The sequence below is a fragment of the Streptomyces sp. NPDC054887 genome (assembly GCF_053610585.1).
Genome location: NZ_JBSGYQ010000076.1, coordinates 14306 through 32657 on the forward strand (window position 1 = coordinate 14306; position 18352 = coordinate 32657).

At 72.7% G+C, this 18352-nt stretch carries 23 protein-coding genes; 7 read left to right on the forward strand and 16 right to left on the reverse strand.

Going from position 1 to position 18352, the window contains the following annotated elements:
* Positions 1 to 27: 27 nt before the first annotated feature.
* Together ACWGH0_RS30125 and ACWGH0_RS30130 are read right to left on the reverse strand one after the other, a co-directional pair.
* Positions 28 to 1005, reverse strand: coding sequence for an asparaginase (locus ACWGH0_RS30125; RefSeq protein WP_453407430.1), 978 nt, complete (start codon positions 1003 to 1005; stop codon positions 28 to 30).
* A 57-nt stretch (positions 1006 to 1062) separates the two neighbouring features.
* On the reverse strand, positions 1063 to 1686 hold the full coding sequence (locus ACWGH0_RS30130; protein WP_453407431.1) for an RsiG family protein: 624 nt from the start codon (positions 1684 to 1686) through the stop codon (positions 1063 to 1065).
* Positions 1687 to 1805: 119 nt separating this feature from the next.
* On the opposite strand from ACWGH0_RS30130, the gene dtd reads away from it, so the two are divergent.
* Positions 1806 to 2231 carry a D-aminoacyl-tRNA deacylase gene (gene dtd / locus ACWGH0_RS30135; RefSeq protein WP_453407432.1) on the forward strand — a complete coding sequence of 142 codons (426 nt, stop codon included), beginning with the start codon at positions 1806 to 1808 and terminating at the stop codon, positions 2229 to 2231.
* A 69-nt stretch (positions 2232 to 2300) separates the two neighbouring features.
* Here the strand turns inward: dtd and ygfZ are convergent, their stop codons facing one another.
* The 6 genes from ygfZ to ACWGH0_RS30165 all read right to left on the reverse strand — a co-directional run bounded on the left by ygfZ (position 2301) and on the right by ACWGH0_RS30165 (position 6952).
* Complete coding sequence (gene ygfZ / locus ACWGH0_RS30140) at positions 2301 to 3281, reverse strand: CAF17-like 4Fe-4S cluster assembly/insertion protein YgfZ (RefSeq protein ID WP_453407433.1); 981 nt, start codon at positions 3279 to 3281, stop codon at positions 2301 to 2303.
* A gap of 9 nt (positions 3282 to 3290) precedes the next feature.
* Positions 3291 to 3764, reverse strand: coding sequence for a Fur family transcriptional regulator (locus ACWGH0_RS30145; RefSeq protein WP_453407434.1), 474 nt, complete (start codon positions 3762 to 3764; stop codon positions 3291 to 3293).
* A gap of 72 nt (positions 3765 to 3836) precedes the next feature.
* Entirely contained in the window at positions 3837 to 4400 is a 564-nt protein-coding gene (locus ACWGH0_RS30150; protein ID WP_069928154.1) for an FABP family protein, read from the reverse strand.
* Positions 4401 to 4632: 232 nt separating this feature from the next.
* Positions 4633 to 5481 carry a hypothetical protein gene (locus ACWGH0_RS30155; protein WP_453407435.1) on the reverse strand — a complete coding sequence of 283 codons (849 nt, stop codon included), beginning with the start codon at positions 5479 to 5481 and terminating at the stop codon, positions 4633 to 4635.
* Positions 5478 to 6281: a hypothetical protein gene (locus ACWGH0_RS30160; protein ID WP_453407436.1), complete on the reverse strand. Its 804-nt coding sequence runs from the start codon at positions 6279 to 6281 to the stop codon at positions 5478 to 5480. Before ACWGH0_RS30160 ends, ACWGH0_RS30155 begins: the two co-directional genes overlap by 4 nt.
* A gap of 2 nt (positions 6282 to 6283) precedes the next feature.
* Positions 6284 to 6952: a hypothetical protein gene (locus tag ACWGH0_RS30165; RefSeq protein WP_453407437.1), complete on the reverse strand. Its 669-nt coding sequence runs from the start codon at positions 6950 to 6952 to the stop codon at positions 6284 to 6286.
* Positions 6953 to 7184: 232 nt separating this feature from the next.
* On the opposite strand from ACWGH0_RS30165, the gene ACWGH0_RS30170 reads away from it, so the two are divergent.
* Positions 7185 to 7547 carry a DsrE family protein gene (locus ACWGH0_RS30170; RefSeq protein WP_453407438.1) on the forward strand — a complete coding sequence of 121 codons (363 nt, stop codon included), beginning with the start codon at positions 7185 to 7187 and terminating at the stop codon, positions 7545 to 7547.
* A gap of 4 nt (positions 7548 to 7551) precedes the next feature.
* Here ACWGH0_RS30170 and ACWGH0_RS30175 read toward each other — a convergent pair whose 3' ends face one another.
* From ACWGH0_RS30175 to ACWGH0_RS30210, 8 genes are all read right to left on the reverse strand, one after another.
* Entirely contained in the window at positions 7552 to 7827 is a 276-nt protein-coding gene (locus ACWGH0_RS30175) for a DUF3099 domain-containing protein (protein ID WP_453407439.1), read from the reverse strand.
* Positions 7828 to 7913: 86 nt separating this feature from the next.
* Positions 7914 to 8201, reverse strand: a complete 288-nt coding sequence (locus ACWGH0_RS30180) for a DUF1416 domain-containing protein (protein ID WP_018101653.1) — start codon at positions 8199 to 8201, stop codon at positions 7914 to 7916.
* 35 nt (positions 8202 to 8236) lie between these two features.
* On the reverse strand, positions 8237 to 9076 hold the full coding sequence (locus ACWGH0_RS30185) for a sulfurtransferase (RefSeq protein ID WP_453407440.1): 840 nt from the start codon (positions 9074 to 9076) through the stop codon (positions 8237 to 8239).
* Between the two features lie 185 nt (positions 9077 to 9261).
* The gene (locus tag ACWGH0_RS30190) at positions 9262 to 9345 is read right to left on the reverse strand and encodes a putative leader peptide (protein WP_355254274.1); all 84 of its coding nucleotides are present in this window, start codon (positions 9343 to 9345) and stop codon (positions 9262 to 9264) included.
* Between the two features lie 163 nt (positions 9346 to 9508).
* Positions 9509 to 10207 carry an LmeA family phospholipid-binding protein gene (locus ACWGH0_RS30195; protein WP_453407441.1) on the reverse strand — a complete coding sequence of 233 codons (699 nt, stop codon included), beginning with the start codon at positions 10205 to 10207 and terminating at the stop codon, positions 9509 to 9511.
* A 91-nt stretch (positions 10208 to 10298) separates the two neighbouring features.
* A complete protein-coding gene (locus tag ACWGH0_RS30200) occupies positions 10299 to 11546 on the reverse strand; it encodes a hypothetical protein (protein ID WP_453407442.1) in 1248 nt (415 codons plus the stop codon).
* Between the two features lie 10 nt (positions 11547 to 11556).
* Positions 11557 to 11811, reverse strand: a complete 255-nt coding sequence (locus ACWGH0_RS30205) for a MoaD/ThiS family protein (RefSeq protein ID WP_453407443.1) — start codon at positions 11809 to 11811, stop codon at positions 11557 to 11559.
* Positions 11812 to 11844: 33 nt separating this feature from the next.
* Positions 11845 to 12858 carry an alpha/beta fold hydrolase gene (locus ACWGH0_RS30210; RefSeq protein ID WP_453407444.1) on the reverse strand — a complete coding sequence of 338 codons (1014 nt, stop codon included), beginning with the start codon at positions 12856 to 12858 and terminating at the stop codon, positions 11845 to 11847.
* Positions 12859 to 13076: 218 nt separating this feature from the next.
* Here ACWGH0_RS30210 and ACWGH0_RS30215 point away from each other — a divergent pair, with 218 nt between their 5' ends.
* The 5 genes from ACWGH0_RS30215 to ACWGH0_RS30235 all read left to right on the forward strand — a co-directional run bounded on the left by ACWGH0_RS30215 (position 13077) and on the right by ACWGH0_RS30235 (position 18328).
* On the forward strand, positions 13077 to 13874 hold the full coding sequence (locus tag ACWGH0_RS30215; RefSeq protein WP_453407445.1) for a winged helix-turn-helix transcriptional regulator: 798 nt from the start codon (positions 13077 to 13079) through the stop codon (positions 13872 to 13874).
* Between the two features lie 24 nt (positions 13875 to 13898).
* Entirely contained in the window at positions 13899 to 14927 is a 1029-nt protein-coding gene (locus tag ACWGH0_RS30220; protein WP_453407446.1) for a LacI family DNA-binding transcriptional regulator, read from the forward strand.
* A 122-nt stretch (positions 14928 to 15049) separates the two neighbouring features.
* Positions 15050 to 16048 carry a S1C family serine protease gene (locus tag ACWGH0_RS30225; RefSeq protein WP_453407447.1) on the forward strand — a complete coding sequence of 333 codons (999 nt, stop codon included), beginning with the start codon at positions 15050 to 15052 and terminating at the stop codon, positions 16046 to 16048.
* A gap of 139 nt (positions 16049 to 16187) precedes the next feature.
* Positions 16188 to 16904: a response regulator transcription factor gene (locus tag ACWGH0_RS30230; protein ID WP_453407448.1), complete on the forward strand. Its 717-nt coding sequence runs from the start codon at positions 16188 to 16190 to the stop codon at positions 16902 to 16904.
* The gene (locus ACWGH0_RS30235) at positions 16901 to 18328 is read left to right on the forward strand and encodes a sensor histidine kinase (protein WP_453407449.1); all 1428 of its coding nucleotides are present in this window, start codon (positions 16901 to 16903) and stop codon (positions 18326 to 18328) included. The genes ACWGH0_RS30230 and ACWGH0_RS30235 overlap by 4 nt, the downstream gene beginning before the upstream one ends.
* Positions 18329 to 18352: the final 24 nt, after the last annotated feature.

The following is an 18352-nucleotide window of genomic DNA, read 5'->3' on the forward strand; positions in this document are numbered from 1 at the left end:
CCCCGGCGGCCGACGCCGCGCCCCACGTCAGAACGCCGCGCGTATCTCCCCGACCTCGGCCGCCCCGCCCATCAGCGGCGACCGGCCGATCCGCTCCACCACGGGAACGTCGACCCCGAGCCGCCGCAGCGCCCGTGCCAGCACCGGCCCCAGTGCGCGCGTGGCCCCGTCGTCGACCTTGAACGCCAGGGCGCGGCCGTCCGGCAGGGCCACCGCCTGGACCGCCTCGGCGCCCATCTTGGACAGCGTGCCCGGCACCTCGCGCATCAGCCAGGTGTCGGGGCGGCGCGTGCCGGCGACGTACTCCGGGTGCGCGCGCATCGCGTCCGCGACGCGGCGCTCCGCCGTGCCCGGCTCGGCCAGCACGAAGCTGCGGAAGGCCGTCGCCAGCCCCACCAGGCTGATCCCCATCAGCGGCGCCCCGCACCCGTCCGTGCCGACCGCCGCGACGCGCTCGCCGCTGGCCTCCTCGACCACCCGCAGCACCAGTTGCTGGAGCGGGTGTCCGGGGTCCAGGTAGGAGGCGGCGTCCCAGCCGTTCAGCCCGCACACCGCCAGCATGGCGGCGTGCTTGCCGGAGCAGTTCATCGTGAGCCGCTCGCGCACCCCGCCCGCCGCGAGGTACGACTCGGCCTCCACCGGGTCCAGCGGCAGGTCGGGCGGGGTCTGGAGGTGCGCCTCCGTGAGCCCGGCCTCGGCCAGCATCTTCCGTACGAGATCAAGGTGGAACCGCTCACCGGAGTGGCTCGCCGCCGCCAGCGCCAGCCGTTCGCCCGAGAGGTCGAGCCCGGCCCGCAGGATCGCCGCCGCCTGCATCGGCTTGTTGCTGGAGCGCGGGAAGACCGGGGCGTACGGGTCGCCCATCTCCAGCTCCACGCTGCCGTCCGCCGCCAGCACGACCAGCGAACCCCGGTGGTGGCCCTCGACGAAACCGGAACGGACGACTTCCGCGAGGACCGGGGATATGACCGGGGACGGCGCGGCGGCTGCGGTGCTGGAGGACATCTCGACCTTCCGGGGACGGGTGACAGGACCGGGCTCCCGCAAGGCCGGATCGCGGCCTCAGGTCAGCAGGTCGTCTACTTGTGCTTCCCCATCACGGTACCTGCGGGCGATCTCCGCGCTGCAATCGTCCGCCGTCCGCTGGAGCTGCTGCCGGCGCCGCGAGACCTGCTGTTCGTACCGGACCAGCCGGCCCATCGCCGCGTGCAGTTCCTCGTCGGTACGGGCGGCGAGGTCCGACAGCTCCACGTCGGCCAGCATCTCGGCCGCCAGCAGCCGGAACTCCTCGCTCTGCGGCGTGGACATCGTCACGTGCCGGGCGGACGAGCGGTGGCGCGACGGGGCGTCGGCGAGGATCTCCGAGAGCCGCTCGACGACCGGGGACTCGGGCCCCGTACGCCGCGCCAGCTCGGCCCGCAGAATGTCGATCCGCCCGTGCAGCAGCCGCCGCACATAGCTGAGGTCCGCCTCGTCCCGCTGCGAGTCCCGGCGCAGGCCGCGCAGCTCCGGCAGCCGCAGCACACCGAGATCGCTTCTCCTCCCGCGCTCGGGCGCCGGCAGGCCGCCGCCCATGCTGTCGCCCGTCCGCTGCGCGGGTGGCCGCGCGGCGGAGGCGGCGGACGCCATCTGGATCATCGGCATCGGTACGGGCCCGGGCGACTGCCCGGCGCCAGGTGTGCTCATGGGTGTGTTCCGTCCCCTCGACCGGTGCGGGGCGCGCACCGCCTTGGTGCATCGTGCCACTCATGACGGCGGCTACGCAGGCGCTCTACGCCCGTTCAGCCCCGGATAGATTGGGCCGCATGCGAGCAGTGGTGCAGAGGGTGGACGGCGCGAGCGTCGTCGTGGCCGGACAAACGGTCGGCGAAATCGTGGGCGAGGGACTGTGTGTGCTGGTGGGAGTGACCCACGAGGACACAACGGACAAGGCCGCACAGCTCGCCCGCAAGCTGTGGTCGCTTCGGATCCTTGCGGGGGAGAAGTCCTGCTCCGATGTGAATGCGCCACTTCTGGTCATTTCACAGTTCACTCTCTACGGGGACGCCCGCAAGGGCCGCCGCCCTACCTGGAACGCCGCGGCCCCCGGCGAGGTCGCCGAACCGCTGGTCGACGAGGTCGTCGCGCAACTGCGCGCACTGGGCGCGCGGGTGGAGACGGGCCGGTTCGGAGCGCAGATGCGGGTCTCGCTCACGAACGACGGCCCGTTCACCGTCCTGATCGAGGTCTGAGCCCGGTCGTGGCCCTGGCCCCGGGGCGATGAACCGGGCGGCCCGGTCCCTCCCGCCGCCCCGCCGGCCCTACGGCTCGACGACGACTTCCTGCGCCGCCGCCGTGTTCCCCGCCAGCAGCTCCGCGTCCACCGGCACGTTGCGCTTGACCAGCGCGAGGGCGATCGGGCCCAGCTCGTGGTGGCGGGCCGACGTCGTGACGAAGCCGAGCTGGCGGCCCTCCTCGCCGTCCGCCGCCAGCCGCACCGGCGTACCGGGCGCGGGCAGCAGCACGTCGCTGCCGTCCAGGTGCAGGAAGACGAGCCGCCGCGGCGGCTTCCCGAGGTTCTGCACGCGGGCGACGGTCTCCTGGCCCCGATAGCAGCCCTTCTGGAGGTGTACGGCGCTGCCGATCCACCCCAGCTCGTGCGGGATGGTGCGGTGGTCGGTCTCGAAGCCCAGGCGCGGCCGGTGCGCCTCGACGCGCAGCGCCTCGTACGCCAGGATGCCGACCGCCGGGCCGTGCGCATCCGCGTACGCCTCCAGCTCGGCGCGCGGCAGGAACAGGTCACGGCCGTGCGAGGTCTCCCGTACGGCGACGCCCTCCGGAACGTCGGCGATCGAGCCGGCCGGCAGGTGGACGACCGCGAAGTCCCCGGTCCGGTCGGCCGTCTCCACCCGGTAGAAGAACTTCATCGACTCCAGGTACGCGAGGAGGTCGCCCTGCGTCCCGGGTTCCACGTGCATCCACACCGTCTCGCCGTCGTCGACGAGGTACATCGCGTGCTCGACGTGACCGTTCGCCGTCAGGATCAGCGCCTCGGTGGCCTGCCCCGCCGGCAGATCGCTGACGTGCTGCGTGAGCAGGAGGTGCAGCCAGCTCAGCCGGTCGTCGCCGGTGACGGTGACGACGCCGCGGTGCGAGAGGTCGACGAACCCGGTGCCGCCGGCGAGCACACGCTGCTCGCGGAACAGGTCTCCGTAGTGCGCGGCGACGCCTTCGTCGCGCCCTTCGGCGGGTACGGCGCCCGGCAGGGACAGCAGGGGGCTTGTCGGTGAGTGTCGCAGCATGCTGCCAGCCTACGGCTCGGTAGTTGAAGCTTCCGCGGAAGTGTCCGCCTGATCCGGTGCCGGGGCCCGCGACGCGCACTTCTCGCAGCGCCCGAAGATCGCGAAGTGCTTCATGTCCGTCTCGAACCCGAACGTCTCGCGCAGCTTGGCCGTGAAGTCGGCGGCGATCGCGATGTCGGCCTCGATCACGTGCGTGCAGTCGCGGCAGACCAGGTGGATGTGGTGGTGGCGGTCCGCCAGGTGGTACGTCGGGGCCCCGTGCCCCAGGTGCGCGTGGCTGACCAGCCCCAGCTCCTCCAGGAGCTCCAGCGTCCGGTACACGGTGGAGATGTTGACGCCGGACGCCGTCCTGCGCACCTCGACGAGGATGTCGTCGGGCGTCGCGTGCTCCAGGGCGTCCACGGCCTCCAGGACGAGCTGGCGCTGGGGCGTCAGCCGGTAGCCGCGCTGCCGCAGGTCGCTTTTCCAGTCGGTGCTCACCACGTGCCCAGTGTAGGCAGCGCGGCGAGCGACCGAAGGTGCGTACGGCCTACTCGACCCGCCTGCTCGCCGGGACTACTTGAAGAACGCGATGCCGTCGTCGGGCAGGTCCTTGAGGTCCTTGGCCCACTCGCTCGGGTCGACGACCTTCTTGAGGTGCGCCGACATGTACGGACGGAGCTCGACGTCGGGCGTCGCCTTCTCGCCGACCCACATCAGGTCGCTCTTGACGTAGCCGTACAGCCGCTTGCCGCCGGTGTACGGGCCCGAGGCGGCGGTCCGCGCCACCGCGTCCGTGACCAGGTCGATCTGCGGCTTCTGGTCGGCGAGCTCGCCGTACCAGACCTCGACGACGCCCTGGTCGCGGATCATGACGACCTCGACCTTGCGGTCCTTGTCGACGCGCCAGTAGCCGGACTCGCTCTCCAGCGGCCGGACCTTCTTGCCCTCGTTGTCGAGCACCCACGTGTGCGAGACGTACTCGAGGAAGTCCCGGCCGTCGTGGGTGAAGGTGACTTCCTGGCCGAAGTTGGCCTTCTCGTCACCGGGGAAGTCGAAGACGCCCGCGCCCTCCCAGTTACCGAGGAGGAAGACGAGGGGGACAAGGTCCGGGTGCAGGTCGGACGGAATCTCGATCATGAGCTGCTCAGGCGATCTGTGAGGGGAGGGGTGGGTTAGCGCTGACCCTGGTAGAGCTTCTTCACGGTCAGACCGGCGAAGGCGAGAACACCGACGCAGACCAGAACCAGCAGGGCCTCGAAGAAAATCGTCAGCACGGGGGTTGCTCCTTGCATGGGCGGTGGGCGGTACGGGGGCCGGGCCCCAGCTTAGTCGGCGGGGGCCCGGCGTTCGCTGCGAGGGGCGCGCCCGCTCAGCCGAGGAGCTGATTCTGCAGGACCAGCGTCTGGTGGAAGGGCACGGCGGCCGCGGTGCCCTTCCGCGCATGGACGATGAGGGCGATCATGTCACCGGCCCGGATGTACGCATGGCGGACGTGGACGGCACCGCGCGGCGCCGGCTCGTCGTACACGTACATCTCGGTGGAGGCCGCCATCGCGTCGGACGGGTACGACTCGTCCAGCAGTGCCGCCTCCTCCACCCCGTTCACCAGCAGGTCGGCGTCGGCGCTGCCTCCCATGTGGTCGGAGAAGAACGCCTCGGCGAAGGCGCCGGACTGGAAGCGCACCAGGTAGACGCGCGCGGAGGTGGAGTCCGGCATGGTCCACCCCCGGGCCGTCACGTCGAGCAGACCGCCGTCGGCGAGGTCCTGCGCCATACCGGCCCGCTCCTCCTTGGCGTACTCCGCGAGGAAGAGCGCGGCGGGGGCTCCGTCGTCCGCGCCCTCGAACGCGGGGGCGGGCTTCGCACCCTCCGGGGCGGGCAGCAGCAGGGCCGCCGGGTCGGCGTAGTGCCTCTCACCCGGGTTGCCGTCGTCGAAGGGCCGCTCGGTGCCCGCCGGCAGGGCCGGCTTGGTCAGCTTCGGGTACACCCAGCGGCCGTCGTCCTCGGTTCGCAGCCCGGGAACGTCGGTGCGCTCCCTCTCGGTGATCCCGTACGCGACACCCGCGCCGGACACCCCGAACACGAGCACGGCCGCCGTCCAGCGCAGGACGGCCCGCAGGACGCGTCGGCCGGGCGGGACCGCGGGCGGCTGCCCGGGCACGGGCGGGAACGCGGTGTGATCCGGCGCGGGAGGCGCCGCGGACAGTTGCCCGGTCACACGAACCTCCCGGGGCTCTTGAAACGGTCCAGCTGCTCGCCGAGCATCTTCACGACCTCCGTGGCCTGGAACGGCTTGGTCCCGTACGCGACCGTGCTCACCAGCACATCGCCCTGGTACGCGCTGCAGAACATTCCGTCCAGCTTGGACTTCGCGTCCTTGGGCATCAGGAAGCACTTGGCGTTCTTGAACCCCGGGACCCGGGGACCCTTGGGGAAGATCCCCAGGGCGTTCGCGAACACGCTCTGGAAGTCGGCCAGCGCCCGGCCTGCGCCGGCGCTCTCTATCCGCGCGAGCTGGGTCTCGATGACGAGGTCGCCGTCGGACGTGCGGTAACTGCGCATCGCGATGCCCCGCAGCTCCAGCTTGTCGACCGCCTTGTTGCGCTTGTTGCGCTGCGCGGAGGGCAGACCCCGCGAGCCCTCCTTGAAGACGGCGACCGCCTGCCTCCGCGTGAGGCTGACGTCGTTGCCGTACTTGTCGATGTCGGGGCCCGGTTCGTACGAGTACGGCACCGGCAGCAGGCTGGCGGCGAGCCCTTCCGGTGCCTTGGCGGCGCCTTCGGACTTCGTACCGCCGGCCGGGGCTTCCGGCTCCGCCCAGACGACGGTCGGCGCGGTGCGGTCGGCCTGCGCGAGACGGTCCACGGCCCACAGGCCGCCCCCCGCCGCCGCGGCCAGGGCCAGCACGGCCGAGATCGCGACGAGCAGCCGGCGGTTGTTGGAGCGGGTCTTTGGCGGCTCTGCCGGGGCGTCCTGGGCGGACTCCCCCGGCCCCGCCTCTTCGGGAGGTGGCTGCACGGTCACAGTCGCCCCAACTGCTGCTTGGCTATGGACATGACGGCTTTCTCCGATATCCGGCGGGTGTTGTTCGAGTACCAGATGTCCATGACGACGTCGCCGCGCCGGGCGAGGACGCGGGACTGGTAGACCGGTTCGTATCCGGGCTCGCGGTGCGGTTCGTCGTAGACGTAGACCCGTCCGTTGCCGCTGCCGGGGATCGGCTTCCCGTCGTTGCCGGCGTACGTGGCACGTGGCAGGTAGCTCTGCTGATCGAGGACCCAGTCCTCGGCGTACGTCGCGTGGTCGTCGCGGAACTGGATCAGATTGACGGTGACGAAGACCTCGCCCCGCTCCGACCACGAGGTCGTCGCGATCCGGCGGAAGTCGCCCTCCGCCATGTACCGGAACATCCGGTCGGGCTCCCTGTACTCCTGCGCGAACTCCACGAGCCCTTTCCAGCCCTCGGGCGTCGGCGTGCCGGATCTGGCGCCCGCCGGCTTCTTCACCAGCAGTCTGCGCAGATCACCGTCCGTCTTCGCCCGGCGGTGCGCGTGCAGCGACTGCGGGCTCCCGTGCGGTCCCGCGGCGATCGCCTTCGGGTCGCGCAGGTCCGGCTGGGACAGCGGCGGCAGTGGAGTCGGGTCACGGTCGTACTGCACGGCATAGCCGGTGATCACTCCGGCGACCACGCCGAGCACGGCCGCCGTGGCGATCAGCGCAGTGGTGCGGCCCCTCCCGCGGGGACCTACGGCTGTTGGCTCCCGAGCGGGAGCGGAAGCCGGATCCTGAGGATCAGGGCGAGGTTCTGCTGTGTCCAAGGGGTCCCCCACGAGACCTGAGGCGCAGGTTCCGTTACCTGCGGCGCACTACAGACCAGTGAGGGGCGGCGGCGGTTGTACGGCGGCGGATTACAGTTCGGGCATGGGTAAGAAGCTCGTGATCAAGGTGACTGCCGGGGCCGACGCCCCCGAGCGGTGTTCGCAGGCGTTCACGGTGGCGGCCGTGGCCGTGGCCAGCGGGGTGGAGGTCTCGCTCTGGCTGACCGGCGAGTCCTCGTGGTTCGCGCTGCCCGGCCGGGCGGCCGAGTTCGAACTGCCGCACGCGGCGCCGCTGCCGGACCTGATCGAGTCGATCACGGCGGCGGGTCGGATCACGCTGTGCACGCAGTGCGCGGCGCGGCGCGAGATCACGGAGAAGGACGTGATCGACGGCGTGCGGATCGCGGGCGCCCAGGTCTTCGTCAGCGAGATCATGGCGGACGGCGTCCAGGCCCTCGTCTACTGACCGTCTACTGGCCGCCCGGCTGCCGGGGACGCTTTTTGCCGTCGAGCTCGTCCCACCAGTCGTCGGACTTCGGGTCTCCGGAGGGGTCGTCCCACCAGCGGTCGTCCGGTCCCCGGCGGTTCGCGACCATCGCGGCGACGGGCGGGATGACCATCGCGAGGAAGCACATGCCGACCGCCGCCGGCACGGACCACAGGCGCACCACGGCCCAGGCGGAGACGAAGAGGAAGACGCAGCCGCCCATCAGCAGGAAGTAGGCGCGCCGCCGCCGCGTGTACATACCTCCACCGTACGACCGGAGGGCCGCACCCCGTCCAGTGGCGTCCAACCCCTGGGGTGCGGCCCTCCGGCCAGTAGAGAGCGTCGTCAGACGGCGATCGCGACCTCCGCGAGGCCACCCGTCTGCGCGACGACCGTACGGTCCGCCGTGCCGCCGGGCACCAGCGCGCGCACGGTCCACGTGCCCTCGGCCGCGTAGAAGCGGAACTGGCCCGTGGCCGAGGTCGGGACCTCGGCGGTGAACTCGCCGGTCGAGTCCAGCAGGCGGACGTAACCGGTGACGGGCTCGCCGTCGCGGGTCACGCTGCCCTGGATGGTGGTCTCACCGGGCTTGATCGTCGAGGCGTCGGGGCCGCCGGCCTTTGCTCCACACATGTTGATTCCGTCCTTCGAGTCGCAGGCGAGAGGGGTTACTTGTTGGCGCCGAGCTCGATCGGCACGCCGACCAGCGAGCCGTACTCGGTCCACGAGCCGTCGTAGTTCTTGACGTTGTCGACACCGAGCAGCTCGTGCAGGACGAACCACGTCAGGGCCGAGCGCTCACCGATGCGGCAGTAGGCGATGGTGTCCTTCGCCAGGTCGACCTGCTCGGCCTCGTACAGCGCCTTGAGCTCTTCGTCGGACTTGAAGGTGCCGTCGTCATTGGCGTTCTTGGACCACGGGATGTTGCGGGCGGACGGGACGTGGCCCGGACGCTGCGACTGCTCCTGCGGGAGGTGGGCCGGGGCGAGCAGCTTGCCGCTGAACTCGTCGGGGGACCGCACGTCGACGAGGTTCTGGCTGTTGATCGCGGCCACGACGTCGTCGCGGAAGGCGCGGATCGAGGTGTCCTGCGGCTGGGCCTTGTACTGGGTGGCCGGGCGCTGGGGAACCTCGGCGACCAGGTCGCGGGAGTCGAGCTCCCACTTCTTGCGGCCGCCGTCGAGGAGGCGGACGTCCTGGTGGCCGTAGAGCTTGCAGTACCAGAAGGCGTACGAGGCGAACCAGTTGTTGTTGCCGCCGTAGAGGACGACCGTGGTGTCGTTCGCGATGCCCTTCTCGGACAGGAGCTTCTCGAAGCCGGCCTGGTCGACGAAGTCGCGGCGGACCGGGTCCTGGAGGTCCTTGGTCCAGTCGATCCGGATCGCGTTGCGGATGTGGTTCTTCTCGTACGCCGAGGTGTCCTCGTCCACCTCGACGATCGCGACCTTCGGGTCCTCGATGTGGGCCTCGACCCAGTCTGCGTCGACCAGGACGTCGCTGCGGCTCATGCTGTTCTCCTCCGGGGCAGTGTGCGGCGGTTATGCGCGAGGGGCTGTGCGGGTACGCCGACGCGCGGAGGCGCGACGGTGGACGACCGCACGGGTGGGTGGCCCTGACTTCGACTGCACCAGTTCGGTCGGTCGGTCCTGGGGCCGGGGAAGGCGGGTGCCGGGCTGTGCCGGTCGGAGCCCGCTCAGGCAGTGCGACAGAGCATGGCGGCGACGCGGCACAGGTCTACTGCCCGCCGCTTCGTGAGGTCCGCCTGTCGCTGCTGCATGGGACCGATCGTAGGGAGGTGACGACCGGCATGTCACCGGCGTGTCGGATGCTGAGACGCGATCGTCCGCGATACGGGACGAGATGCGGGCGGCGGGCCCCGGACCCGGCCCGCGGGCGGCCTGCGACCGCCCGCTGCCTGAGGGGCGGACGCCGCCGTCTCACTATCCGGCGAGACCGACGTCCGTGCCGGTCACGGTGATCTCCAGGCCGTCCTTCGTCGATTCGGCCTTCTCCAGCTTCAGCCCTTCGGGAAGGCCGCTGATCCGCCGGTCGAAGTCGGTCTTCTCCCGGACCTGCTCCTCGATGCCGGGCAGCCCCTCGCCCGGTACCTCGTCCGCCCGCACCCGGATCGTGGAGCCGTCCACGACGCTGACGGTGGAGATGACACTGCGGGTGATCTCACGGCCGAGGATCTCGGCGGAGCCGGTGACCTTCACCTTGCCGTCGCCTCCGTAGGAGACCGGGAAGGAGCTTTCCGAGGCCGCGGTCAGGTCCTCGTACGAGATCCGCGCCGAGCCGGTGGCGCGGTCCGCCGTCGCGTCGGAGAAGCCGCTGAAGCTGCCCCGCACGCGCACGTCGTGCAGGGCGGCGGTCAGCTCGCTGACGCGGACCGTGCGGCCCTCCGCGCTCGCCTCGACGCCGTCGACGGTGACGTCGACCTGGTCGAAGTGCTTCGACGCGACCTGGGTGAGGAAGGGGAAGCCCTTGATCGACACGTCGACGGTGCCGGTCAGGCCCTGGCGGCTCTTGACCCGCTCGGCGACCTCGGACTCGGCGTAGTTGAGCGCGAGGCGGTCCAGGGCGACGAACACGCCACCCAGGATCACGCCGACGACGAGGAGTATTCGCAGTGCACGCATGGCTTACAGGTCCCCCACAACTGATCGGTTCCGTCGCACTCGCCCAAGCCCCCTCGGCGATCACGAGCCTACTGCCAGGTAAGCACAGGCGTCAGGCGACGGCCCTGCCGATCAGATAGACGGCGGGCGCGGCGGCGGTCAGCGGCAGCGCCACCCCGGCCGTCATGTGGACGAACCGGGAGGGGTAGTCGTAGCTGGCCACGCGCAGGCCGACCAGCGCGCAGACGCCGGCCGCGAGACCCAGCAGCGCGCCCTCGGAGCCCATGTCCGTCATTCCGCCTGCGGCGATCCCGGCGCCGGCGGCGGCGAGCAGCGCGACCACGACGGAGGGGATCCCGGACAGCGGCAGGGCGCGGCCCAGCACGGCGACGGCCACGGCCACGCCGCCGACGGTCACCGCCTCGGGGGCCGCCGCGAGGTGGCCGGCGGCGACGACGGCCAGCGCGGCCGAGGTCACGGTGGCGGTCAGGCCGTACATCCGCTCGTCGGCGGAGGCGCGGTTGCGCAGTTGCAGCACGAGGGTCAGCAGCACCCAGACGCCGAGCGTGCCGATGATCGCGGCGGGTGCGTGCGCGGCGTCGACGGCGAGCAGCGCGATGTCGGCGGTGACTCCGCCGAGGAAGGCGAGCGCGATGCCCTGGCGGGCGGGCCACATGCCGTTGAGCCGGAACCAGCCGGCGGCGGTGACCGCCTGGAGCAGTACGAGCGGTACGAGCAGCGCGTACGGGCCGACGGCCGCCGCGCCGGCGAGCAGCAGCGCGAGCACGGCCGTCAGCGCGGCGGGCTGCATCCCGGGCGCGATGATCGGCGACCGGCCCTCGGCGCGGGCGCGCTGGGCGTCCGTGAGCCGGACGTTGCCGCCGGTCGTGGCGGCGCCGTACGCGGCCGGGCCGGCAGCCGGGGCGGCGGCGGGCGCGGGTGCGTACGCCGCGGCGGACGCCTGGGCCGGCGCGGCCCCGTACGCCTCCGGCGCGGGTTCGTACGCGGGCTCGTAGGCGGGCTCGTAGGCGGCCGGGCCCGGCCGGGGGGCGGCGCCGGCGGGCTCGTACGCCCCCGTGTGCGGCTCGTACGGCGTCGGGCCGGCCTGGTACGGGGCGTACGGCGAGCCCTGCGTCTCCGGCGGCAGCGGATACCCGCCGTTCCCGTCCGGCGGGTACGCCGTGCCGGCGGCGCCGGGGGCCGGCTCGTGCGGCCGGTACGGCTGCTGCACCGGCTGGTACTGGGTGTCCCAGGTCTCCCCCTCCCAGGTCTGGGTGGGGGGCTCCTGCGCGGCCGGCGCGTGCAGGCCCTCGCGCGGGTCGTGGCCGTCGTACGGCGGGTAGGGCTGCTGGTTGCTCATGGTGTGGTGGTCATCCTCCTGCGAACGGCGGGAGCACCTCGACCGTGCCGCCCTCGGCCAGCCGTACGGTCTCATGACCGCGGGTCCCGACGGGGTCGCCGTCGATGAGGAACGAACACCGCTGGAGTACGCGGGTCAGCTCCCCGGGGTGCCGCTCGCGCACCGCGTCGAGCGCCTCGGCGAGCGTCTGCGCCGTGTACGGCTCCTCTGCGGTGCCGGCGGCGGCCTTGGCCGCCGCCCAGAAGCGGATGGTGCCCACTGCCATAGCGGCGCTCCTTTCGTCGGCTTCCATGATGAGCTATGCCGCCGCGAGCCAGGCGCCGATGCGGGTGAGCAGTGTCTCCTCGGCCGCGTTCTCGGCGTGGCCCATGCCGGGGACAATCCACAGTTCGCCGCGGCCGGCCGCCGCGGCGAGCGCCCGGGGGTGGTCCAGGGGGAAGTACGGATCGCGGTCGCCGTGCACCACGAGCAGCGGCGTGGCGCCGAGCCGGGCCGCCGCCTCGACCGGCGAGAGCGGTACGGGGTCCCAGTCGCGGTCGTGGATCCGGGTCCGCAGTCCGAAGCGTCCGACGAGCCGCCCGGCGGGCCGGGTGACCACCCAGTGCAGCCGCCGCATCGGCGCCGTACCCCGGTAGTACCAGCGGGCGGGAGCGCTGACCGCGACGACGGCGTCGGCGCGGGCCGACACCTGGTCGGCGGAGCGCGCGGGGTCGTGCCGGGGTCGCGCGGATTCCCGGGCGGCGCGCACGGGGTCACGGCCGGCGCTCTGCGCGGCGCCGTCCGCCGGTCGCGCATCCGTGCGCCCCCGGTGCGGCACGCCGCCGCCCGGGGCGCCGCCGCCCGCCTCGTCCCGGTACAGCGCCGCGTGGCGGACGACGACCGAGCCGCCCATCGAGAAGCCGACCGTCAGCACCCGCTCGTGCCCCAGCGAGCGGGCCCAGCGGACCGCCGCCGCCACGTCGAGCACCTCCCGGTCGCCGACCGTGGAGCGGCCCCCGGAGCCGCCGTGCCCGCGGAAGGAGAAGGTGATGACAGCGCCGTACCGCCGGAATACGCGGGCCGCCCGCCGCACCGCCGGACGGTCCACCGACCCCGTGAAACCGTGCGCCACGACGATCGCGGGACCGGCCCCGCCGCCGTCCGCCGGCTCGTACAGCGCCTCGATCCTGACCCCGTCCCGCGCCCGCAGAACCGTTCGCCGGGCGGCCCCAGGGACGGCCGCCCCGTCCTGCCCCGACGCCGCGCGCCGGAAGCCGTGCGTGATCGAAGGAACACGCGTTCTGCGGTCGTGACCCTCCGGTACGGAACTCATGTGGGCTATTCTGCTGGGCATAGGACCTGGGCAACGTTGCCCCCGGGTCCTTTTGTGTTTTCTGTCCGTTGTTACGGACAGATGACGCGGCGCGGTCCCAGGGCGCGGGGCCGACCGTCGAAGCAGTGCCGCATACGTCCTCGCAGGGACCGAGGAGGAACCGACGTAATGGGCAAGCGAACCGTGCACGACCGGACGACCCGGGCAGGTGGCCGACGATGAGTTCTCTGCTGCTCCTGACCAATGCCCTTCAGCCGTCGACGGAGGTGCTCCCCGCCCTCGGCCTGCTGCTGCACAGCGTGCGGGTGGCTCCCGCCGAAGGCCCGGCCCTCGTCGACACCCCTGGTGCCGACGTCATCCTGATCGACGGCCGCCGCGACCTCCCGCAGGTCAGGTCGCTGTGCCAGCTGCTGCGGTCCACCGGACCCGGCTGTCCTCTGATCCTCGTCGTCACGGAGGGCGGTCTCGCGGCCGTCACCGCCGACTGGGGCATCGACGACGTGCTGCTGGACACGGCCGGACCGGCCGAGGTCGAGGCGCGGCTGCGCCTGGCGACCGGCCGCCAGCAGATCACCTCGGACGACAGCCCGATGGAGATCCGAAACGGCGACCTGTCGGTCGACGAGGCGACCTACAGCGCGAAGCTCAAGGGGCGGGTCCTGGACCTGACCTTCAAGGAGTTCGAGCTGCTGAAGTACCTGGCGCAGCACCCCGGCCGCGTCTTCACGCGCGCCCAGCTCCTCCAGGAGGTCTGGGGCTACGACTACTTCGGCGGCACCCGGACGGTCGACGTCCACGTACGGCGGCTGCGGGCGAAGCTCGGCCCCGAGCACGAGTCGCTCATCGGGACGGTCCGCAATGTGGGCTACCGCTTCGTGACACCGGAGAAGGTCGAGCGGGCGGCGGCCGAGGAGGCCCGCGCCAAGGCGGCGCGGAAAGCGGAGCCGGCGGACGTCACCCAGGTGGCGGACACGGCCGCCCGGGAGGAAGAGGCCGTACGGCCTGCCCGGCGGTAGGTCCCCCCGCGTAGACTGCCGCGCGTGGCCAAGGTGACGCGGGACGATGTGGCGCGACTGGCGGGGACTTCGACCGCGGTCGTCAGTTACGTCATCAACAACGGACCCCGGCCGGTCGCCCCGGCCACGCGCGAGCGTGTCCTCGCCGCGATCAAGGAACTCGGCTACCGGCCGGACCGGGTCGCGCAGGCCATGGCGTCCCGCCGCACCGACCTCATAGGCATGATCGTCCCCGACGCGCGGCAGCCGTTCTTCGCCGAGATGGCGCACGCGGTCGAACAGGCCGCCGCCGACCGCGGGAAGATGGTCCTCGTCGGCAACTCCGACTACCGCGACGAGCGCGAGGTCCACTACCTGCGGGCCTTCCTCGGGATGCGCGTCTCCGGCCTGATCCTGGTCAGCCAGGGCCCCAGCGAATGGGCGGCCGCCGAGATCGAGGCGTGGGACGCCCGGGTGGTCCTGCTGCACGAGCGGCCGGAGACGATCGACGACGTGGCGGTCGTCACGGACAACATCGGCGGCGCGCAGCTCGCGACCCGCCACCTCCTGGAGCACGGCCATCCGTACGTCGCCTGCCTCGGCGGCATGGAGTCGACCCCGCTGATCGGCGACCCGGTGGCCGACCACGTCGTCGGCTGGCGCCGGGCGATGCAGGAGGCGGGGCGGTCCACCGAGGGCCGTCTCTTCCACGCCCTCTACAACCGGTACGACGCCTACAAGGTGGCCCTGGAACTGCTGGCCGGGCCGGACCGGCCGCCGGCGATCTTCTGCTCCACGGACGACCAGGCGATCGGCGTCCTGCGGGCCGCGCGCGAGCTGCGCATCGACGTGCCGGGCGAGCTGGCGGTGGCGGCGTTCGACGACGTGAAGGAGGCGGCGCTCACCGATCCGCCGCTGACGACGGTGTACTCCGACCGGCCCGCGATGGCGCGGGCGGCGGTGGACCTGGTGCTGGACGACTCGCTGCGGGTCGCGGGCTCGCGCCGCGAGCGGCTGAAGCAGTTCCCTTCGGCGCTGGTGGTACGCCAGTCCTGCGGCTGCCCCGCGACGTAACGCCGGCAGCCTGCCGCCCCTCCCCTGGTACGCCCCACCTTTACATGGGGCATACACGCTTCTGTCGGGCTTCTCAGCGGCTCCTCAGACGGTTCTCATGTCCTCGGGCCACGCTCTGGGACATGACCGAGAGCCCCCGCCGCAGCGGCGAACACCCCGAGCCCGAGCAGCAGACCGCGTTCCCGTACGGCGGCGTGTACCCCCCGCCGCCCTCGTACGCGCCCGCGTCCCCGGCGCCGGGCCACCGGCGGGCGCGGCGGCCGGTCGCCCTCGTCGCCGCGGTCGCCATCGTCGCCGCCGCCGTCGGCGGCGGAGCCGCGGCCTTCGCCGGGCGCCTGTCCGCCCCGGACTCCGTCGCCGGCGGTGGCGCCGTCACCGGTACGAACGTGTCCCGGAGCAGCGGGGGCACCGTCGCGGGGGTCGCGCGGGCCGTGAGCCCGAGCATCGTGGAGATCAGCGCGACGTCGGCGTCGGGCGCCTCCACCGGCTCCGGCGTGATCGTCACCGCCGGCGGGGAGATCGTCACCAACAACCACGTCGTCTCCGGCGCCTCCTCCGTCAAGGTCCGGCTGCACGACGGCAGGACGTACACCGCCGACGTCGTCGGCACCGACCCCGGAAAGGACCTCGCTCTCGTCGAGCTGCGGGGTGCGAGCGGCCTGAATGCGGCGGCGCTCGGGGACTCCGGCGACGTGAAGGTCGGCGACGAGGTGGTGGCCATCGGTTCGCCCGAGGGCCTGACCGGAACCGTGACCAGCGGCATCGTCTCCGCGCTCGACCGGGACGTCACCGTGTCGAAGGACGAGGGCTCCGGGCAGGGGCAGCGGGGCGGGGGCAGCACCGAGTGGCCGTTCGAGTTCGGCGGGCAGGAGTTCAACGGCGACACCGGCTCGTCGAAGACGACGTACAAGGCGATCCAGACCGACGCCTCACTCAACCCGGGGAACTCCGGGGGCGCCCTGATCAACATGAACGGCGAGATCATCGGCATCAACTCCGCGATGTACGCGCCCAGCGGAGCCGGCGGTTCCGCGGCGGGCAGCGTCGGCCTCGGCTTCGCCGTCCCCGTCGACACGGTCAAGGCGGACCTGAAGGAGCTCCGTGCCGGGGGCGACGGCTGATCCCGCCCCGCGTGCGAGTCTGGGAGCGGCCGAGCACCCGCGGCCGCCCCCGCGCCCGGCCGGGCACCCACCGCAGCGCCCACCCGGCCGACACCCACCGCACCCACCGCACCCACCAGAGGCAGGCCGAGGAAGCCCGATGAACACCCCCGCCGAGCGCATCCTGATCGTCGACGACGAGCCCGCCGTGCGCGAGGCCCTCCAGCGCAGTCTCGCCTTCGAGGGGTACGGGACGGAGGTCGCCGTGGACGGCGTCGACGCGCTCGCGAAGGCGGCGTCGTACGCACCGGACCTGATCGTCCTGGACATCCAGATGCCGCGCATGGACGGCCTGACGGCGGCCCGCCGCATCCGCTCGTCCGGCGACACCCTCCCCATCCTGATGCTGACCGCCCGCGACACCGTCGGCGACCGCGTGACCGGGCTCGACGCCGGCGCCGACGACTACCTGGTGAAGCCGTTCGAGCTCGACGAGCTGTTCGCGCGCATCCGGGCGCTGCTGAGGCGCAGCGCGTACACGGCAGGACCGGCGGGCGGCGAGGAGGGGCCGGGGCACCTGCTGTCCTTCGCCGATCTGCGGATGGACCTGGCGACGCGCGAGGTGACGCGGGGCGGCCGGCCGGTGGAGCTGACCCGCACGGAGTTCACGCTCCTGGAGATGTTCCTCGCCCACCCGCGCCAGGTGCTGACGCGCGAGCAGATCCTCAAGGCGGTCTGGGGCTTCGACTTCGAGCCGAGTTCCAACTCGCTCGACGTGTACGTCATGTACCTGCGCCGCAAGACGGAGGCGGGCGGCGAGCCGCGCCTGGTGCACACCGTGCGGGGTGTGGGGTACGCGCTGCGGGGCGAGGCGTGAGCGGTGCGACGCGCAGGTTCCGGACGCTGCCGCTGCGGTCCCGCCTCGCGCTGCTGACCGCGACCGCCGTGGCGATCGCGGTGGCGGCGGTGGCGGCGGCCTGCTGGTTCGTGACGCGGGAGCAGTTGGAGGACCAGCTGGACGCGTCGCTGCGCAACGTCAAGGTGGGCGACGACTACGTGCGCAACCTGCGCCTCGGCTGCGCGGGCGGCAACGCCGCCGTACAACCTCTGGGCACGTACGTCGTGCAGCTCGTGCCCGCCTCGGGCGAGCCCTGCTCCTCCCCGGTCGCGCCGATCCCCGTGCAGGACGCCGACGTCGCCGTGGCCACCGGTGAGCGGGACAGCGCCCTGCACACCACCGAGGCCGCCGACGGCGAGGAGATGCGCGTCTTCACCTACCCGTACCCGAACTTCCGCCAGGACCTGCTCCCCGGCCCGCCGTTCGCGGTCTCCATCGCCCGCCCGATGAGCGAGGTCGACGATCCGCTCGGCTCCCTCGCCTGGGTGCTCCTCGCCCTGTCCGGCATCGGCGTCCTGGGCGCCGGCGCCACCGGCCTGCTGGTCGCCCGGGCCGGTCTGCGGCCCGTCGACCGGCTCACCGACACCGTCGAGCACGTGGCGCGCACGGAGGACCTGACGGTACGCATCCCCGTCGACGGCGAGGACGAGATCGCCCGCCTCTCCCGCTCCTTCAACGCGATGACCGGCGCCCTGGCCTCGTCCCGCGACCGCCAGGCCCAGCTGATCGCGGACGCGGGCCACGAACTGCGGACCCCGCTGACCTCCCTGCGGACGAACGTGGAACTGCTCGCCCGCAGCGACGAGACCGGCCGGGCGATCCCGCCCGCCGACCGGGCGGCGCTCATGGCGTCCGTCAAGGCCCAGATGACCGAACTGGCGTCCCTCATCGGGGACCTCCAGGAACTCGCCCGGCCCGACACCGCCGACGAGGCCGGCCCGCTGCGGGTCGTCGCGCTGCACGAGATCGCCGCCACGGCGCTGGAACGCGCCCGGCTGCGCGGCCCGGAGCTGACGATCGGCGCGGACCTCTCGCCCTGGTACGTACGGGCCGAGCCGGCCGCGCTGGAGCGGGCGCTGGTGAACGTGCTCGACAACGCGGTGAAGTTCAGCCCGCCGGGCGGCACGGTCCGGGTGACCCTGGAGCAGGGGACCCTGACGGTGCGCGACCACGGCCCCGGCATCCCGGAGAGCGAACTCCCGCACGTCTTCGAACGCTTCTGGCGATCCCCGTCCGCCCGTGCCCTGCCCGGTTCGGGCCTCGGCCTGTCGATCGTGGCCCGTACGGTCCAGCAGGCGGGCGGCACGGTGACGCTGCGCCGCCCGCCGGGCGGCGGAGACGGCACGGAGGCCCTGATCGAGCTGCCGGGCGCGGCGACGCCGCCGCCGGCGGCGGCCACGTGAAGCGGGGCGGCGCCCGTACCGGAC

What these genes read in the sequence shown, in the direction of transcription:
- ACWGH0_RS30200 (WP_453407442.1), bottom strand. Translation starts at nt 11,546, where the DNA reads ATGAGCAACCAGCAGCCCTACCCGCCGTACGACGGCCACGACCCGCGC.
- ACWGH0_RS30185 (WP_453407440.1), bottom strand. Translation starts at nt 9,076, where the DNA reads ATGAGCCGCAGCGACGTCCTGGTCGACGCAGACTGGGTCGAGGCCCAC.
- ACWGH0_RS30230 (WP_453407448.1), top strand. Translation starts at nt 16,188, where the DNA reads ATGAACACCCCCGCCGAGCGCATCCTGATCGTCGACGACGAGCCCGCC.
- ACWGH0_RS30130 (WP_453407431.1), bottom strand. Translation starts at nt 1,686, where the DNA reads ATGAGCACACCTGGCGCCGGGCAGTCGCCCGGGCCCGTACCGATGCCG.
- ACWGH0_RS30225 (WP_453407447.1), top strand. Translation starts at nt 15,050, where the DNA reads ATGACCGAGAGCCCCCGCCGCAGCGGCGAACACCCCGAGCCCGAGCAG.
- ACWGH0_RS30170 (WP_453407438.1), top strand. Translation starts at nt 7,185, where the DNA reads ATGGGTAAGAAGCTCGTGATCAAGGTGACTGCCGGGGCCGACGCCCCC.
- dtd (WP_453407432.1), top strand. Translation starts at nt 1,806, where the DNA reads ATGCGAGCAGTGGTGCAGAGGGTGGACGGCGCGAGCGTCGTCGTGGCC.
- ACWGH0_RS30210 (WP_453407444.1), bottom strand. Translation starts at nt 12,858, where the DNA reads ATGAGTTCCGTACCGGAGGGTCACGACCGCAGAACGCGTGTTCCTTCG.
- ACWGH0_RS30195 (WP_453407441.1), bottom strand. Translation starts at nt 10,207, where the DNA reads ATGCGTGCACTGCGAATACTCCTCGTCGTCGGCGTGATCCTGGGTGGC.
- ACWGH0_RS30215 (WP_453407445.1), top strand. Translation starts at nt 13,077, where the DNA reads ATGAGTTCTCTGCTGCTCCTGACCAATGCCCTTCAGCCGTCGACGGAG.
- ACWGH0_RS30190 (WP_355254274.1), bottom strand. Translation starts at nt 9,345, where the DNA reads ATGCAGCAGCGACAGGCGGACCTCACGAAGCGGCGGGCAGTAGACCTG.
- ACWGH0_RS30125 (WP_453407430.1), bottom strand. Translation starts at nt 1,005, where the DNA reads ATGTCCTCCAGCACCGCAGCCGCCGCGCCGTCCCCGGTCATATCCCCG.
- ACWGH0_RS30205 (WP_453407443.1), bottom strand. Translation starts at nt 11,811, where the DNA reads ATGGCAGTGGGCACCATCCGCTTCTGGGCGGCGGCCAAGGCCGCCGCC.
- ACWGH0_RS30175 (WP_453407439.1), bottom strand. Translation starts at nt 7,827, where the DNA reads ATGTACACGCGGCGGCGGCGCGCCTACTTCCTGCTGATGGGCGGCTGC.
- ACWGH0_RS30180 (WP_018101653.1), bottom strand. Translation starts at nt 8,201, where the DNA reads ATGTGTGGAGCAAAGGCCGGCGGCCCCGACGCCTCGACGATCAAGCCC.
- ygfZ (WP_453407433.1), bottom strand. Translation starts at nt 3,281, where the DNA reads ATGCTGCGACACTCACCGACAAGCCCCCTGCTGTCCCTGCCGGGCGCC.
- ACWGH0_RS30150 (WP_069928154.1), bottom strand. Translation starts at nt 4,400, where the DNA reads ATGATCGAGATTCCGTCCGACCTGCACCCGGACCTTGTCCCCCTCGTC.